Source organism: Enterobacter cloacae complex sp. SHL012 (assembly GCF_049237505.1).
Lineage (GTDB): Bacteria > Pseudomonadota > Gammaproteobacteria > Enterobacterales > Enterobacteriaceae > Enterobacter > Enterobacter kobei.
Window position 1 is genome coordinate 1 of sequence record NZ_JBMKIZ010000002.1, and the last position, 14,363, is coordinate 14,363.

General features: G+C 55.0%; 16 protein-coding genes and 1 pseudogene. 1 reads left to right on the forward strand and 16 read right to left on the reverse strand.

Annotated elements, in window-relative coordinates:
* Positions 1-494 (reverse strand): annotated as a pseudogene (locus ACOTY9_RS07625) (tail fiber protein); the annotation flags it as partial.
* Between the two features lie 126 nt (positions 495-620).
* Here ACOTY9_RS07625 and ACOTY9_RS07630 point away from each other — a divergent pair.
* Positions 621-983 (forward strand): hypothetical protein, encoded by a 363-nt coding sequence (locus ACOTY9_RS07630; protein ID WP_032678751.1) that lies wholly within the window; start codon positions 621-623, stop codon positions 981-983.
* On the opposite strand, the gene ACOTY9_RS07635 is transcribed toward ACOTY9_RS07630, so the two are convergent.
* Genes ACOTY9_RS07635 through gpFI form a run of 15 tightly spaced genes read right to left on the reverse strand, consistent with a single transcriptional unit; the run spans position 948 to position 14,355 of the window.
* Positions 948-1,589 carry a hypothetical protein gene (locus tag ACOTY9_RS07635; RefSeq protein WP_069601933.1) on the reverse strand — a complete coding sequence of 214 codons (642 nt, stop codon included), beginning with the start codon at positions 1,587-1,589 and terminating at the stop codon, positions 948-950. The genes ACOTY9_RS07630 and ACOTY9_RS07635 overlap by 36 nt on opposite strands.
* On the reverse strand, positions 1,586-1,888 hold the full coding sequence (locus ACOTY9_RS07640) for a hypothetical protein (RefSeq protein ID WP_069601932.1): 303 nt from the start codon (positions 1,886-1,888) through the stop codon (positions 1,586-1,588). The genes ACOTY9_RS07635 and ACOTY9_RS07640 overlap by 4 nt, the downstream gene beginning before the upstream one ends.
* Positions 1,882-5,454: a host specificity protein J gene (locus tag ACOTY9_RS07645; protein WP_421637325.1), complete on the reverse strand. Its 3,573-nt coding sequence runs from the start codon at positions 5,452-5,454 to the stop codon at positions 1,882-1,884. The genes ACOTY9_RS07640 and ACOTY9_RS07645 overlap by 7 nt, the downstream gene beginning before the upstream one ends.
* Before the next feature lie 42 nt (positions 5,455-5,496).
* Positions 5,497-6,114 carry a tail assembly protein gene (locus tag ACOTY9_RS07650; protein WP_421637326.1) on the reverse strand — a complete coding sequence of 206 codons (618 nt, stop codon included), beginning with the start codon at positions 6,112-6,114 and terminating at the stop codon, positions 5,497-5,499.
* Positions 6,107-6,826 (reverse strand): C40 family peptidase, encoded by a 720-nt coding sequence (locus tag ACOTY9_RS07655; RefSeq protein WP_395299024.1) that lies wholly within the window; start codon positions 6,824-6,826, stop codon positions 6,107-6,109. The genes ACOTY9_RS07650 and ACOTY9_RS07655 overlap by 8 nt, the downstream gene beginning before the upstream one ends.
* 2 nt (positions 6,827-6,828) lie before the next feature.
* The gene (locus tag ACOTY9_RS07660) at positions 6,829-7,566 is read right to left on the reverse strand and encodes a phage minor tail protein L (RefSeq protein WP_264863561.1); all 738 of its coding nucleotides are present in this window, start codon (positions 7,564-7,566) and stop codon (positions 6,829-6,831) included.
* 55 nt (positions 7,567-7,621) lie between these two features.
* Complete coding sequence (locus ACOTY9_RS07665; protein ID WP_368277749.1) at positions 7,622-7,960, reverse strand: phage tail protein; 339 nt, start codon at positions 7,958-7,960, stop codon at positions 7,622-7,624.
* A complete protein-coding gene (locus ACOTY9_RS07670) occupies positions 7,957-11,094 on the reverse strand; it encodes a phage tail tape measure protein (protein WP_348565598.1) in 3,138 nt (1,045 codons plus the stop codon). Before ACOTY9_RS07670 ends, ACOTY9_RS07665 begins: the two co-directional genes overlap by 4 nt.
* Entirely contained in the window at positions 11,078-11,350 is a 273-nt protein-coding gene (locus ACOTY9_RS07675; RefSeq protein WP_248081245.1) for a phage tail assembly protein T, read from the reverse strand. The genes ACOTY9_RS07670 and ACOTY9_RS07675 overlap by 17 nt, the downstream gene beginning before the upstream one ends.
* 50 nt (positions 11,351-11,400) lie before the next feature.
* Positions 11,401-11,832, reverse strand: coding sequence for a phage tail assembly chaperone G (gpG, locus tag ACOTY9_RS07680; RefSeq protein WP_248081248.1), 432 nt, complete (start codon positions 11,830-11,832; stop codon positions 11,401-11,403).
* A gap of 10 nt (positions 11,833-11,842) precedes the next feature.
* Positions 11,843-12,586, reverse strand: coding sequence for a phage tail protein (locus ACOTY9_RS07685; protein WP_032678763.1), 744 nt, complete (start codon positions 12,584-12,586; stop codon positions 11,843-11,845).
* Positions 12,587-12,593: 7 nt separating this feature from the next.
* A complete protein-coding gene (locus ACOTY9_RS07690) occupies positions 12,594-12,992 on the reverse strand; it encodes a phage minor tail U family protein (RefSeq protein WP_040017196.1) in 399 nt (132 codons plus the stop codon).
* Positions 12,989-13,573 carry a phage tail protein gene (locus ACOTY9_RS07695; protein WP_023292731.1) on the reverse strand — a complete coding sequence of 195 codons (585 nt, stop codon included), beginning with the start codon at positions 13,571-13,573 and terminating at the stop codon, positions 12,989-12,991. The genes ACOTY9_RS07690 and ACOTY9_RS07695 overlap by 4 nt, the downstream gene beginning before the upstream one ends.
* A gap of 9 nt (positions 13,574-13,582) precedes the next feature.
* A complete protein-coding gene (locus ACOTY9_RS07700) occupies positions 13,583-13,936 on the reverse strand; it encodes a head-tail joining protein (RefSeq protein ID WP_133279773.1) in 354 nt (117 codons plus the stop codon).
* Positions 13,937-13,947: 11 nt separating this feature from the next.
* Entirely contained in the window at positions 13,948-14,355 is a 408-nt protein-coding gene (gpFI, locus tag ACOTY9_RS07705; protein ID WP_040017194.1) for a DNA-packaging protein FI, read from the reverse strand.
* Positions 14,356-14,363: the final 8 nt, after the last annotated feature.

Genomic DNA, 14,363 nt, shown 5'->3' on the forward strand with positions numbered 1-14,363 from the left:
GCGCTACTTCCCAAACCGAGGTTTGTGCGAGCGTCTTCTTCCTTCGTTGCACCGGTACCGCCGTCAGCAACAGCCAGCGCACCGTTACTCCCTTTCTGCGCCAGTTTACCGATGCCGGGTATGGTTACTGGCGTGCCGTTGATGGTTACGGTGATGCTCTGATTTGCTGATGTGGTAGCGAAGGTCTCCCACGCACCGATATTCTCGTCATACTCGTTAATGAGCTGAGACATCGCCTGCGCCAGGCCATCGACAGAGATATTGTCTGATACCAGAATGCCGTATTTCTGGCCGCTCAGCGCCGGGGAAGCAGCTGGCGTAACCGTCATCGATGTGGCGCTGTTTACGGATGAAATCTGGAACATCTGGACCGGGTTAGACATGACGATAATCGTCTGGCCAGCGCGTACCTGGCTGGCCGGTGCCGTCCAGTTTGTGCCAGTGCCGGTTGCGGTATTTCCGTTAATAGCGATAGTGCCAGTGTTATAAAGCATGAACTACCTCACGATAATAACGATCGTTTGAAACGATCAATCATGTAAAATTGATCGCTCATATCAATCTGACTATTTTTTAAACTCTAATAAAATGGATATTCCCGCATTTACAGGAATGTAGAAATGAAACGATTATTTGCTGCAGTATTTTTGCTGCTGGCTGGCTGTTCCAGTAAACACACAGACAACGCATTCAGAATGGATTATCCGGTTGACGCTGCCCGTTTATCATTGGGCGGTGATATTCACGTGAATATTGACTGCGCTACGCGAGAAATGACGGTTATTTCTGACAGCAGCAATGGAATATTTAGCCGCCATGTAAATAAGCGGCTCAGTAATATTTGCTATAAAAAAACCGATAAACTGGATGTTGTTTATCGCTTCAACGCAGCGAAAGGCGTGAGACAAAACATGATTGCCACGCAGTATCCTCGCGTTCCCCCTGAGTCAAATACCGACAAACTGAGCAATGGGGATTCGTAATCCCCTACCCTGAAATGTCTGGCTCCAGCTGCGCTGATTCTTTGAAATGTACCGCCCCTGCAGCTGTGAGCCCGTCCATTTGAGCACTATCCCTGAATAGCCCGTAACGGTTCCATCATCGCTAAGATTGCCCGGGCAATTATTTACCAGAATCCAGGGGTTAAAGCTCAGGCTCACCGAAAGCGTATTGTTCTGCAGGTCATAGTTCGCTGGCACATCAAAGAACCCGACTACACGGGGCATTTTCGATGCGGAAGCTGCGCTCCATATGAGATTCCCTCCGCTGTCAAAAACGTCAAGATAACCGCTCTGCATTCCAATATTACGTGCAGTCCGGATCATACTCCCCGCATTATCTTCAAGCAGGTCTGCACCTGGCATACCGTACCTGTTTGTACCCAACTGCAGCCATCGCAATCTGCCGTCATTCCAGAATTGCTGCGGTGTAAAACCCAGTGTGCTGCCATTACCAAACGGGCTATCTACCTGGTAATAACCTTTACTCTCAACAGCTCCGAGTGCCCGCTGGTCATAAAAAAGGGTGGACCTGTTTTGTGAGTCCACCAGCAGTTTTCCATCGCTGTTATAAACTTCGAATCCGCTCATTGAAAGTTATAAACCTCCACATTGAGTGTTATCGCAGGGCTTCCGGTTGTCGGCAAATAGTAAGCAGTAAAACCGCCGTTATAAGCCCGGCAGTGGTATTCATTGACCGTAACGCCAGTAGACACAATCGAAATAAATGAGCCGTCCTGTGTTATTCCGCCGAAAGAAACGTTTTTCGACGTATCTCCCGCGGCAAATGTTACAGAGGTGCTTCCGATATACCGGATCGCATAATCGCTTAAATCAACCGCAACCCGCCCTGCACTATCCCAGCACTGCAAGCCCTGTGGCATTACCATAACCCCATTCTGACACGCAGCACGTTATTGCTGTCATAGATACGAATGAGAGTGCTGGTTATCAGCATCCTCCCGCCCCCGGCAACGCCGTTAATTTCGAACGTTCCTCCCTTATCAAGCTTCCACCCTGCTGAGCCAGCCACATAGTTATTCGACTGGATATAGTTGCCGATTTTGGCATTCCCAATGGTGCCGTCCTGGATGAAGCTGGCGCGGATGAATGTCTGCCCGTTCTGGATCACGAATGGCAAAGCCACGCTGTTACCGGCTGCCGTGGTGACGGCGAAGCGATCAGCCAGGAAGATAACCTGCGACTGCATGCCACCGGGTGTATTCTCAACCCCAATCCCCATCCCTGCCGCGTAATACTGACCATTGCTCGATAACCCGACTTTGATACTGTACATCGCTTCCAGGTCACCATTCACGTTGGCAATGGCCTGCGCGTTGGTTGTGATCGCTGCAGTGTGTCCATTGACTGTCGCTGTGATGCTGTTTATCTGCGTGGCCGTTGCCTGCTGGTAATCAGAGAACGTCTGATTCAGGCTATTGATGGATGCCTTGTTGCCGTTGACGTCCGTCTGCAGGCTCAGCAGCGAGCGCGCCGTTGCCTCCTTCTCGTTAACGATGACGTCATCAATACGGTCCAGCTGCGCGCTGTTACCGGCGACCGTTGCGGATAGCCTTTTGCGTGTGGCGACCTGCGCCAGCCCGTTCTGGATAATGGCAATGGCTGAGTTCTTGACCCCGCCCGTCATGCCGTCCATAGACACACTGATGCTGTCGATTCGCTGGCCCAGCGCGGTATCAGCCGTCGCAACGGTCTGCTCAAGCTGACTGAGTGAAGACGAAACATTCCCGACCGTACTGGAAAGCTCATTAACACTGGTCTGAACCTTCCCGACGTCCTGGGCATTTTTGGCGATGTCCTTCGCCTGCTGCTCCAGTTCGTCGTTGGCCTGTTTGATATCGTCAGCCATGCCAGCAATTTTTTCATTGCTGTCCACTGCGTTCTCAAGCAGGTCTTTGAACGTTTCCGACTCTTTCATATCCTCCAGAATGTCATTGGTTATTTCGCTGACATCTATCGAGGACGTGCCCATGACCCAGTTGGTCCAGTCCCCGGCGTTACCGATACGGTCAATCAGGCGTGCGCGGTACCACTGGCGAACGCCGGCAGGCATGGGGCCATGCTGATAATCTGCAGCCGGGTACGGCACCAGGACCAGCAGTTCAGGATTGGCGTAGTCGGCAGTTGTGGCGCGCTGAATCTCTGTATAGGCCGTGTCGCCAGATCCATCCGGAAATTTCCATGTCAGGTCGATATGCCAGACCACATCTTCGGTCGCCAGGAAGTTGAGCGGAGTACCCGGTTTTCCCGTTTTACCGGAGAGATAAGTTGTTTCACCGTATCCCCATGGTGACGACGTATCCTGCGCATTCAGCGCCCGGACGCGAACGTCATAGCTGCCCGAATAAATGCCCTGAACCGAGAAACCCTGCGCGCTGGTAACCGGAACGTTTATCCAGTCCCCGTTGTCCTTACGCCACTGGGCAACGTACCGGATTGCGCCCTCTACCTTATTCCATGACACGTCCAGGCTTGCTACCGTCAGGCCCTGTGAAACATGATCGCTCTCAGTCACCACGATATTCTTCGGCGCTGACAGGATGCTTATCGGCGTGACGGTGATCGGGGGCGACTCGACCCGAACGCCGTCATCGATGTAACGGTATTTGTTTGGATCGTGCTGAACGGCCGTAATAGTGAAACCGCCTGTGCTGTCGTCGTTAGCCGCAATTGAAGTGACCCGGAAATACTGTATTGCGAGGTTATCACTGTCTATCGCCCAGACAGCACCCGCCACAGTTGCCTGACTAAATGCGGTGGCCACCGTCACCGTTTTTTTATCTGCGCTCACCGCGCTGATTGTGCGCGTCTGGGCTTTTCCGTCAGGCAGGTTAACCACCAGCCGGTCTTTCGCCGCGTAGTCTATTTCTCGATCCAACGTAATCTGGCGGCCATTGACCGCCCTGATGCGTCCCCCGTTCTCCTTGCCGGAACGGAAAGGATCGGCGACACCGATAATTTCAGCAGGCAGCGGGATGTAGCCATCCAGCCCCACGCCAAATGATACGGTACCGTCTTTGGCATTGGAGAGTAGTACCCAGCGCCCGCGCCGGTGCGCTTCACTTTGCGAGGTGCAGCCGATTGCGGTCAGGGACGTCTGCCGGACGTCATAACGCTCTACAAGCGCCGAATCGTAGACCCCCTCAACGGTATCGCTGTAATGGTTTTGCGGATCGGACCAGGACACCAGGCAGGAGCTGTAGCGATTCTTGTATGAGCCGCCCGCATAAGTAAACAGCCCATCGATAACGTTTGAGGCGTTATAAACCCAGTCAACATCGTCCTGCGGGACGTCTGCCTGGACATAAATCTGATCGTTGCCCCAGAACGTTATGCCACGAAATACCGCGGCGAGATCGTTAAGTACCTGCCAGGCGTCCTCCTGGCTCTGAATGAAAACGTTGCAGGTGAAACGCGGTTCGGTGCCACCGGCACCGTCGGAAACCATTTCGTCGCAATACTGGGCTATTGAGTACAGCGCCCACTTATCCACCATGGATGCATCCACGCGCGTGCCCATGCCGTAAATTTCATCCAGAACCAGATCATAAAATATCCAGGCGGGGTTATTGGACCAGGCCATTTTAAACCCACCGGACCATGAGCCAGAATAGGTTCGGGTTATCGGATCATAGTTATCCGGAACCTTTATCAGTTTGCCCTTTATCTTACAGGTCACCTTCGGTGCGCTGCCGTTGAACTGGCTGCTGTCCACTTCGACATACAGTAGCGCCGTCAGAGGATAACGAAGCTTGCTGTCGATGACTTCCGCATACGAAAACACCTTGAAGGCGTTAACCAGTTTCGAATTTGATCCGCTGGCATCAGCCGTAATACGCCTGACCCTGACAGACCAGCCGGACGTGGATTTTGGCAGATCGATACGGTGGTCACGCTGATATTCCGTCGTGGTCTTTCCGTCAAACTTGCCGTTTACAACCGTTTTCCAGGAGCCGCCGTCCGTTGATAAATCGATCGCATACTCGGTAACCGTGCCCACCATATCGCCGTTATCTTTATAGAGATACTGGACCGGAAGGCTGAGCTTGATGCGGATGGCATCCAGGGAAAGGTTGGTAAACTGGCGTGTCCAGGGCGCGGTGGTTGTGACAGTTGTGCCCACCGCCAGCTCGTTATCGACCTGGGGCATCCCGGCAATATAGGTCTGGTCCTGTGTGCCCTTGCGGAACTCCCATTTCACGCCGCTGAAGTTGTATTCCCCGCTGTCGTTTGCCAGCGGCGTATCGTTGAGAAAAATGTTCTGTGCGGTCAGGTCGCCCTGTATTTCCCCCTCAGAAACGGCAATGAGCATTTTTAATTTTGCGACCGACAGCAGATCGTCAGGCTGCTCAACCGGAGTATGCGCGCTACCCCCGCCCCCTTTGGCACCCTGCAGGATGGTTTCTTGTTCAAGAAGCTGCATTTTTTCACCCATAAAAAAAGGTGCCGAAGCACCTTTAAGTTAATGGCCGCTGGCCTACTGCTGATCGCTCGAGTACATACCGGCGCTGACTATCGCTCCCCCTGCCTCGATCAGACCGTAAGCCAGGGGAACAGGATGCCCCATAGCGACGGTATTGACCGGCGCCCCGAAGGCATAGTTAGGCGTGTTATCCGTGCTGGAGGATTTACCCGCGCCGAAGGATGGCTGGGGCGTGAGCATCTGGACAACGCCGCCCAGCATCATTGATACCCCGACCCCGGTCAAAATTGACGTGGCGCTGATGGCTGTTGCACTCATCGCCGCCCCCCAGGATGCCATACTCGCACCGGCGGTAAAGAATGCAGCGACCAGCGCAACGGCACCAACAACTATCTGAAGAACCCCAGAGTTTTTGGCCCCCTCATAAACGGGCACGATCCGGTATACACTTCCCCCGCGAGTCATATCGAACTCTTCCAGCCCGATATTGTTATCCCCGTTGAAAAAGGCGAAACGGATCCCCTTCATATGGGCTTCCGACATGTATTTTTTGAAGCCGGGAACCTGCGAACATACTGCCCTGAGCATTTCACGCAGATCGGCAACATCAAACTGAACGCGGGCCCCGAATTTTTTAGCCATCTTACCGTCGAGAATAAGCGTTTTAAGCATTCATGTTGTCCTTATGCCTGACCACCCGGACCGTTCTGTCGCGATAATATTTCCCATACGGCGTACGCGAAGAAAGGTGCCCGAGCAAATGATGAAGAATGATGTTGTCACCCAGATATACAGCGGCGTGATTGGTCACCGATGCCTGCACACTCATCATGATGATGTCCCCGGGCTGCATAGCACCGGCGTCAATCTCAACGAACCCCTCACGCTCCCAGTTGTCATCGTAGAGCCGCTCTTTGCCGCTCTCCCACCATTCGTAAGGCACCGAATAGTTCCCGAGGCCAATACCATATTCACGCTGATAATATTCCCGGATCAGCGACCAGCAGTCCGCGTAACCCAGCAACCATTGCCGCCCGGCATAATCCCGGTCTTCACGCGGGGAAATCGTACAAAAATCACCGTCCGGCCAGGACATGATCCCCCACTCAATACCCGACCAGTCACACTGGATGCGGTCCAGCTCGGAGGGCACCAGCCGGACCACATCCGGATGGGAGTGAATGACCATAATGATTTCACCGAGCGCGCGGGCAGCAAGCTGGTCTTCAGGAGAGAGCGTGAATGTTTCCTCCGGTTTATCCGCGATGTTGCGACAGGGAATAAAGATTTGCTGCTGCCCTGACTGAACAATCAGGCCACAGGCTTCTTTGGGGTATTCACCAGCGACGTGCTGACGGATAGCATCCAGCAATTTTTCTCGCATTATCATTTCCCCTGCAGGTTGGCGGCCGGAAAGCCCCCGAATGGCAGCGGCGCGTCCGGACCGTGACGATCCTGACAATCCTGCCGGCGGCCGCCACATACATCCTTCGACGGATCATCGGTAGGCGTGCCATCCTTGGTAAAATATTTCGTACCGTTGTAGTCGCATCCGGTTCCGCTTCGGTACCAGCCCCGCATACACCAGGTGCAGACAGGCGTAATCTGCCGGGTAGGCAGCTGAAGGCTCTGAATATCGAAGGGAGAGCACAGCTCAAAATCAACCTGTATCCTCGTCTCTGCGGTTTTGGCATTGACGAAAAAGAGTTGTACGCGCTCATCGGCCGGGCTGGCCCCCGGATTGCCGTCTTTCCAGTTGGCGGCATCGAGGTACTTAGAGAGCGTTGTGTGGATTTTTACTTTCGCCCGGACCATGTCGTCATACTCCAGGCATAGCGCCGTGACATAGTTCCCGACGTTCCCGACTGAGAGCGTGGGCGTCGGCTGGGAGCCGGTACTTGATAACTCCATACCCTTCAGTTCATAAGGATGAGGATCGTACTGGTTGCCCTGCCAGATTATGGCGGGCAGGTTCTCAGCGGCGAAGGCTGCCCACCCCTCCTCCTGGATATTGTGCGCATGAAACCGCAGCACCTGATCCATACCGAATTCGGTGCCGTCGATCTCAATCAGCTGAATAACGCTGCCGGGCTCAAGCTGTTGTATATCTGCCGTAAAACTCATACCCCCCCCATAAAAAAAGCCGCCCGGAGGCAGCTTTCAGTGTTTGTCGAGAAAATCAGGGCGCAAACGCCTGTTCAAAAGTGAAGGCCACCGTGGCTTTTTTCCCGGTAGGGAATGAAACGCTGAACGAATCGGCCTTCATTCTGAACAGCTTTTTTTCACCCCATGGCGTGGTCCACCAGAACGATTTAGTAACGTGAGACATCAGAAAAGCGCGCAGCGCAGCCGCCTCCTGTCTGGTGCCCGTCCAGTCCAGGTTCCACGTTTCCTGTTTGTCGTTGATCCCCATCCTCGCTATCTGTTTGTAGCCATCCCCGAACTGGGCCTGCAGCGTTCGGGCCGTTTCAGTGCCCTGCGCGGTTTTCCGCGTGCGCCAGGTAAACGTGTCTGTCACGGTGTCCTCCTCGAATAAAGCACGCCGCCTGCGGACATTTCTTTTTTCAGTCGCTCGGTGATTGTCTGCTGAACAATCGCCTGCAGCTGTTTCGCCGTCCCCGTGGCGTTCGCCTGATTTATGCTCCCGTCACTCCCCTGCTGGCTGATGTTCACAGGGGCATAAACACTGATCCCGCCCATGCCAGCCCCGGCTGCGCTCCCGCCGCCGACCAGACCACCCGAGGCATACCCGCGCATCAGGCGATAGAGATTCGCCACGCCGATGCGACTGGTTGACTCTTTGGTGAAGACGAATTCCCCGCGGTGAACGATACCGGCTGGCTCGTACTTGCCGCCGTGCCCGGTAAAACCGCCCACGTCAAAACCCTGTGGCCGGTATGAAGGGACCGCGAATGACTGACCTGCAGAGGAGGCTTTCGCCCCGCCGCTCACCCAGCCCATTGCGCTCTGGATGGTGTAAGCCACCAGCAGCTGGTTGATAACAGACACAATCATTTTGAGGATTGAGCTGGTGAAGTCCCGGAAGCTCGCCTTCCCGGTTGTCGTCAGGCTGGTAAGCTGGCCCGCCAGCCCGCTGAACGTTGCCTGCGAAATCTGCTGAACTGAGCTGAAAACGTTTGTCGCTGAATCCTGATATTCGGCCCAGCCCTGTTTCGCACCGGCCAGCCAGTTTGCGCGCAGGGCATCTTCAGCCTCGAACGTCGCCCTTTGCTCTTCCAGAACCTTTTGCAGCGCCTGAGGGTTATATGAATAGCTCTCGCTGAGACGTTGCAGGGTGGTTTGTCGCCCGGCTTCGCGGGTGGATAGCCCCTCAGACTGAGCCTGTAAACCCGCCCTGGCGGCTTTTTGCTGCTGCTCAAACTTCACGGCCTGGTCGGTCAGCTGGTTGAGCTTTTGCTGCCTGGCAACCTTATCGCCCAGGTCGGCCAGCTGCCGCTTGTACTCGAGCGTTTCTTCCTTGTGCGCAAGCAGGGATTTTTCCTGCGCCGTAAGCTGACGACGACCAGCCGCCTCCTGCAGAACGGCGAACTGATTTTCAGTCTGCCAGAGATCCTGACGCTGTTTGCTTATGACGTCGTTCACGCTGGTATGCTGCTCGAGCGTTTTAAGCTGGGCCTGAAGGGTGAGAAGTTCGGCCTGCGCCTTTTCCTCGGCTTTATCCCCGGCGGGCGTTGAGTAGCTTTTGCCTTTCGGCGTTTTGGGATCCTTCCACTGCTTTTCAATCCCGGCGCGGGCTGCGGCAATGTCCTTTTCAGTCCACAGCGTGGCGATGCCGTCTTTCGCATCCTGGCGGTTTTTAGCAATAAGCTGATTGAGTTTTTTCTCCGCAAGGGCACGTTTTTCTGCCGCCGTCGCCCCGGATTCAACCATCTGATTAAATTGCTGCTGTGTCCGGACGGCCTGTGTCTGCTGTTCCGTCCGCATTTTTTCCCTGGCAGCTGCCAGCCCTTCCTGGGCATATTGCTTATCGGCAAGATCGTAAGCCTGCTTCTTAAGCTCTACCTGCTGGCGCGCGTTTCTCAGCCTTTCCGCATCTGCCTTTTGCAGAACGTTGTTACCGGCATAGTCCGGATCAACCTTGAGATTGCCGGACAGAGCACGGTACTCTTTCTCTGCTGCCTGCCATTCAGCAAAAGAGTCCTGGCGCTTCATCGCGGTGTCAGGATTACGCCCTATGCCCAGCATCGCATCCCACGCGCCTGAGGCCGCATTCTTCACCCAGTTCCAGGCTTTTTCGAGGGAGCCAAGATTTTCCTCAACCGCCCCGGCCCGCTGAATGACCGCATCAGAATACGCACGCATGGCAAGCTCTGATGCTTTCTGCGTATCTCCCATCGCCTGAGCAGAGGCAATTTGTTCATACTGCGTGGCCGTCAGAAAATGCAGCGAATCGTTGAGCGTTGTGACTGCATTAACCGGATCATCCTTCAGGCGTTTAAACTGGTTGATGGTTTCGTCGACGGCCTGCCCGGTGGCCTGCTGCAGCCTGGCAGCAACATTGCTCACCATGCTGACATCATTACCGCTAAACGCACCACTTCCGACAACCTGCGCCAGCACACCTGCAGCAGCATGCTGTGTGATGCCATTACCTGCCAGTGAGCGCGCCAGTGCCTGTAGCTGTCCGGACGTTTTCCCGGCGTAATTTCCGGTCAGGATCAGCTGCCTGTTAAATTCCTCGGACTCTTTGCTGCCGTCATACCAGGCTTTACCCAGCCCGTAAACCGCCGCGGCAATACCACCAACCATGCCGGCGATCCCAAGCCCGCGCAGCGACAGCAGCTGGTCTATCCATCCTGCCCGGTTCGCCAGCGTGATCCCGGATCCGCGCAGTGCACCGAAGTTACCGCGCATGACCTCGCCGATCAGTATCCCCAGTTCCTGCCGCGCTGCGGCACTTTGCAGGCCCAGACCGTGCGCGGCCACTTTGGCAGCCTCGAGCTTGCGGATATAGACCTCAGCCGCATCGCTTGCACCAACCTGCGCCGCCTTCATGCGCAGCAACTCGGTACCGGAGAGTTTTTGCTCTGCGACCTGTTGCTTCAGCTGACTGAGGAATCGGGTACGCGCGGCGGCCGATTTTTCCTCTACGATCTGCAGCTCTTTTTGCCTGGCCGTGGTGCGGGAAATCAGGGCGAGATAATCCTGCTGGGTGATATTGCCCTGTGCCCTTGCCGCACGAAAGCGCGCCTGCACGTTCGCAAGCGACTGCGTTTCACCATTGAGCTGGCGAACGCCGTCAATCTGGCGGAAAAATGATGCCGCCAGTTCATCCTGACGGCGGGCAAGCGCTGCGGCCTGTCCGTCATTTTCCCGCATACGCTGATTAAGCTCGGTCACGCGGCGGTGAGTTTCATCAACGGACTTAGAAACGTTCTGCCAGTCTTTGGTCAGCCCTTCCGTTGCAGCAGACTGTCGGGCTTTCATATCTGCGGCAGCCGCCGCGCCAGCGTCGCCCACGCTCTTTAATGCCGCGCTCTGACGGTCCGCTGCACGCTGCATTCGCGCCTGAACTTTATCAGACTCATCCGCCATTCCTGTCAGTTGCCCTTTGATTCGGGCGACCTGCTCGCTGAAGGTGGCGCGGTCAACATCCAGCTTAATAACCAGATCGCTAATCTGCTGGGCCATATCGGATACCTCCTGTGATCCCCTCGGCGGCGGTCATCAGCGTGTCATCATCCGGCTCATCATTGCTGATGACGCTATCCGAAGGAGAAAGCAGGCTGAAATGTGCGGGGGTAAGTTCCGGATCGCGGAAGAAAAGAGTGGAGATGGAATAAAGCAGCTCTGAGAAATGCGCATCGAGCTGCGCGTCCTGAAAATAATGATCCCGGTAGAACTGGTGCCAGTCGCCCAGCTCACTGGAGGTCATTCCAGCCAGCATGGCGCGCCAGTCGGGTCGCCCGAACTCGCGCGCCAGATTCAGGACAAACTTCAGCTCGCTGGCAAGGGCTTTTCCGCCGTAACGGTTTCTGCGCTTTCGGCCTCCGTTGAGCCATCTGGATCGGCAGCGTTGTCATCATCAACCGGAACGAGCATGCCGGAGAGCAGCTTTATTTCCATTTCTGCTTTACCGATCGCCTCCGGCGGCCAGCCGCTCAGCACCTGCTGATATAACGTTTCCACATCCGTGCCGGCCGGATCGTTATGCCACAAAGACATCGCGATCAAACGCACACCGCAGCGAATATTTGAGCCAATCAGCCTGGCCGTCATTTCCTGATCGCTGATGCCCTCGCTGTCAGCACTGACGGCCCTTTCCTCTGCGGCCATAAACGTGAGGAACTCAATACGCTGAAGCGCCGACAGCTCGAAGATGGTCAGGGATTCTGTTTGCCAGGTGAACTTCTCTTTTTTCAGAAACATGCGTCCTTCCTTACGCTGCAGTTACGGTGACTTTGCAGACCGCAACGAAATTACCGTCGCTGGTCATTACAATAATGTCAGCGGTGCCTGCCGCCACGCCGGTGACGGTGATCGCGTTGCCGCTAACGGTGACCGTTGCTTTTGCCCCGTCGGAGGTTGCCACGCGGAACGAGGTATCAGAGGCGCTGGCAGGATTAACCGTCACATTGAGCGTTGTGGTTGCACCGACGGCCACGCTTGCCGTGGCTTTATCGAGCGTGACGCCGGTGACGGGGATATTCGGGCTCCCGCTTTCTTCAGCCAGCTCCGGCTTGCCGGTGTTGGTGATTTTCGCTGTGCGGGTAATAACCTCTTTTGCCGGGATGGCTTTACCCAGGCTGCTGCACCAGCCGCGGAAAACGTCGACGGTACCGTTCGGGTATTTGATTTTGTAATAGCGTACTGAGCCATCAATAAACCATGCGACCAGGTCTTTTTGCCCTTCTTCACCCGGCTTCCAGGCGAGGGTGAAAGAGGTGTCGCCAGCAGATTTTGCCCCCTGAGCGGTGGCGTTCCAGTCGGCGTCCTCGTCGTCGAGGTAGGTGTCGTCATACGATTCGGCGGTCATTTCGCCCGGCGTGAGTTCTTTGATTTTCGCCAGGCGATTCCAGTCGATATCAGAGAGTGGGTTGGCGAAAGCGTTACCCGTTCCGGTGTACAGCCAGAGCGTAGTACCGGCACCTTTTACAGGAGCGAGTGGATTAGGTGTTGGCATGTTTTCCTCACATTTCGTAAGTGATTGAATATTTCATATCGGCGGAAGTCCACAACCCCATCGCATCATCGCGCTGATAATCGAAGCCTTGTGGAACCATGAGCGTTAACAGTGAATCGAGACCGGGTACGTCAGCGAGGGCAGGATAAATATGGCTTTCCATCCATTCATCCAGTTCGGAATCTGGTACCTGCGAGGACAGGAAGACCTCAATATGTAACGTTGCCGCCCACATATCGGCATCAAGTTCTTCGCCGGTATACTCCGCATCGGTCAGATAGACCGCAACGGCAGGAAAATCCTCCTCCTCAATGACAGCAGGACGCCCGTCAAAAAACATGACGTCGTTCCCGATGGCCTCTTCAAGCACATCAATAATTTTCTGGCGAATGAGAGTGTGTTTCATCGTGTCAGATGCAACCTCAGTTGTTGCCTGAGGGCATAGCCAAGTTGTTTTGGCATTTCCTCTTCAAGCATGCGTTTCTTTTCTGCTTCGAAAGCAGTTGTGAGGGGCGCGGACAATGGAATTTTGACCACGTCGATGGGATAACGACTTTTTCCTGCAATTCGCTTCATGACGTGCCAGCGGCCGTTCGCCAGGCGCTGGATAAAGGCGTCGCGAAAAACATAACGGCCAATTCTTAACACGCTACTTTTTCGAACCAGCGGGCCCTTTCGATTCGTCGCCCTGACCTGCGCGGCACCGAGTTTTATGGCGGGAAGATTGCCCCGGTTAACCTTAATTCGGGCCGCTGAGTGCCCTGACGCCGAGGCTTTGTTGATTCGCACCCTTTGTCGGACCAGCTTTACGGGTATCCCCGAAACGCGGTTATCACCGGCTACCGTTTCTTTCGCCACCCTTCGGACGGCAACCGAGACGCCATTAGCAGCAACCCTGTTCACAGCCCATGCGCTGGCATTGGGAACCATATTTCTGTCCAGGCTATCCAGGTTAGCGATCGCCTGCTCAAGACCTTTTATCGACATGAATGCTCCTTAACGACGCCGCGAACCGCCGGGAGGTGATCCACTACCCAGCCAAACATGGCAGGACCCGCAATCATCCGGACCAACGCGATCAACCCAAAATTCACGCCCGTTAACCTTCAGCGTATCCAGCCTTTCCAGCCCGCTAACATCCGATGTGTTCACAAACAACGTCGGCCTGGTTCCATCAATTCGGATCCCCACTTCGGCGTAACCAATGTTCTCTGGATCGTCAAAGACCCCCCGGAGCGTGACGCCGGATAAAGATCCTGAGGTTATCCTTGCCTCTGCGCCCATCAATCCACGTATAGTGGTATCCGCGCGCGCCATCGATTCATCAAAAAGATTGTCGAAATCAGCCATTAGGCCCCCTGTCAGATTTCCCGGGCCAGCTCCCGAGATATCAGGTCGTTAGCCTCAACGTCAGTCACGCGGATAACGACACCAGGCTCGACAATAGACACAGACTCGTTACGCGTGGCGTGAAGCGCGTTTATGTGCAAGGTCACCAGCGTTTCAACCGCCACCAGCGCGCCGATCTCTGTTGATGCAGGATTTTCGGTAATCGAGCCAGAAGTGTTATCCGCGCCAGGCTGGCTCGACGTGCTGGTAACAGCACTACTGGCCGCTTCAGCTCCCTCTTCTCCGTCTTCGTCGAGTTCCTCTTCGAGCTCAGAAATACGTAACGTAAGCTCCTGGATCGTGCCTGTGACGTTGACCTCACGATCAAGCTTTACGCCCAGCTCTTTCAGTCGGGCGATAAGGGTTTCTTTTTCTGTCATGGGAAATA

Bases quoted from the DNA above. Each gene is read 5' to 3' on its own strand.
- ACOTY9_RS07645 (WP_421637325.1), bottom strand. From the start codon at position 5,454: ATGGGTGAAAAAATGCAGCTTCTTGAACAAGAAACCATCCTGCAGGGT.
- ACOTY9_RS07640 (WP_069601932.1), bottom strand. From the start codon at position 1,888: ATGGTAATGCCACAGGGCTTGCAGTGCTGGGATAGTGCAGGGCGGGTT.
- ACOTY9_RS07675 (WP_248081245.1), bottom strand. From the start codon at position 11,350: ATGCTGGCTGGAATGACCTCCAGTGAGCTGGGCGACTGGCACCAGTTC.
- ACOTY9_RS07650 (WP_421637326.1), bottom strand. From the start codon at position 6,114: ATGCTTAAAACGCTTATTCTCGACGGTAAGATGGCTAAAAAATTCGGG.
- ACOTY9_RS07660 (WP_264863561.1), bottom strand. From the start codon at position 7,566: ATGAGTTTTACGGCAGATATACAACAGCTTGAGCCCGGCAGCGTTATT.
- ACOTY9_RS07685 (WP_032678763.1), bottom strand. From the start codon at position 12,586: ATGCCAACACCTAATCCACTCGCTCCTGTAAAAGGTGCCGGTACTACG.
- ACOTY9_RS07670 (WP_348565598.1), bottom strand. From the start codon at position 11,094: ATGGCCCAGCAGATTAGCGATCTGGTTATTAAGCTGGATGTTGACCGC.
- ACOTY9_RS07655 (WP_395299024.1), bottom strand. From the start codon at position 6,826: ATGCGAGAAAAATTGCTGGATGCTATCCGTCAGCACGTCGCTGGTGAA.
- ACOTY9_RS07700 (WP_133279773.1), bottom strand. From the start codon at position 13,936: ATGGCTGATTTCGACAATCTTTTTGATGAATCGATGGCGCGCGCGGAT.
- ACOTY9_RS07690 (WP_040017196.1), bottom strand. From the start codon at position 12,992: ATGAAACACACTCTCATTCGCCAGAAAATTATTGATGTGCTTGAAGAG.
- gpG (WP_248081248.1), bottom strand. From the start codon at position 11,832: ATGTTTCTGAAAAAAGAGAAGTTCACCTGGCAAACAGAATCCCTGACC.
- gpFI (WP_040017194.1), bottom strand. From the start codon at position 14,355: ATGACAGAAAAAGAAACCCTTATCGCCCGACTGAAAGAGCTGGGCGTA.
- ACOTY9_RS07630 (WP_032678751.1), top strand. From the start codon at position 621: ATGAAACGATTATTTGCTGCAGTATTTTTGCTGCTGGCTGGCTGTTCC.
- ACOTY9_RS07695 (WP_023292731.1), bottom strand. From the start codon at position 13,573: ATGTCGATAAAAGGTCTTGAGCAGGCGATCGCTAACCTGGATAGCCTG.
- ACOTY9_RS07635 (WP_069601933.1), bottom strand. From the start codon at position 1,589: ATGAGCGGATTCGAAGTTTATAACAGCGATGGAAAACTGCTGGTGGAC.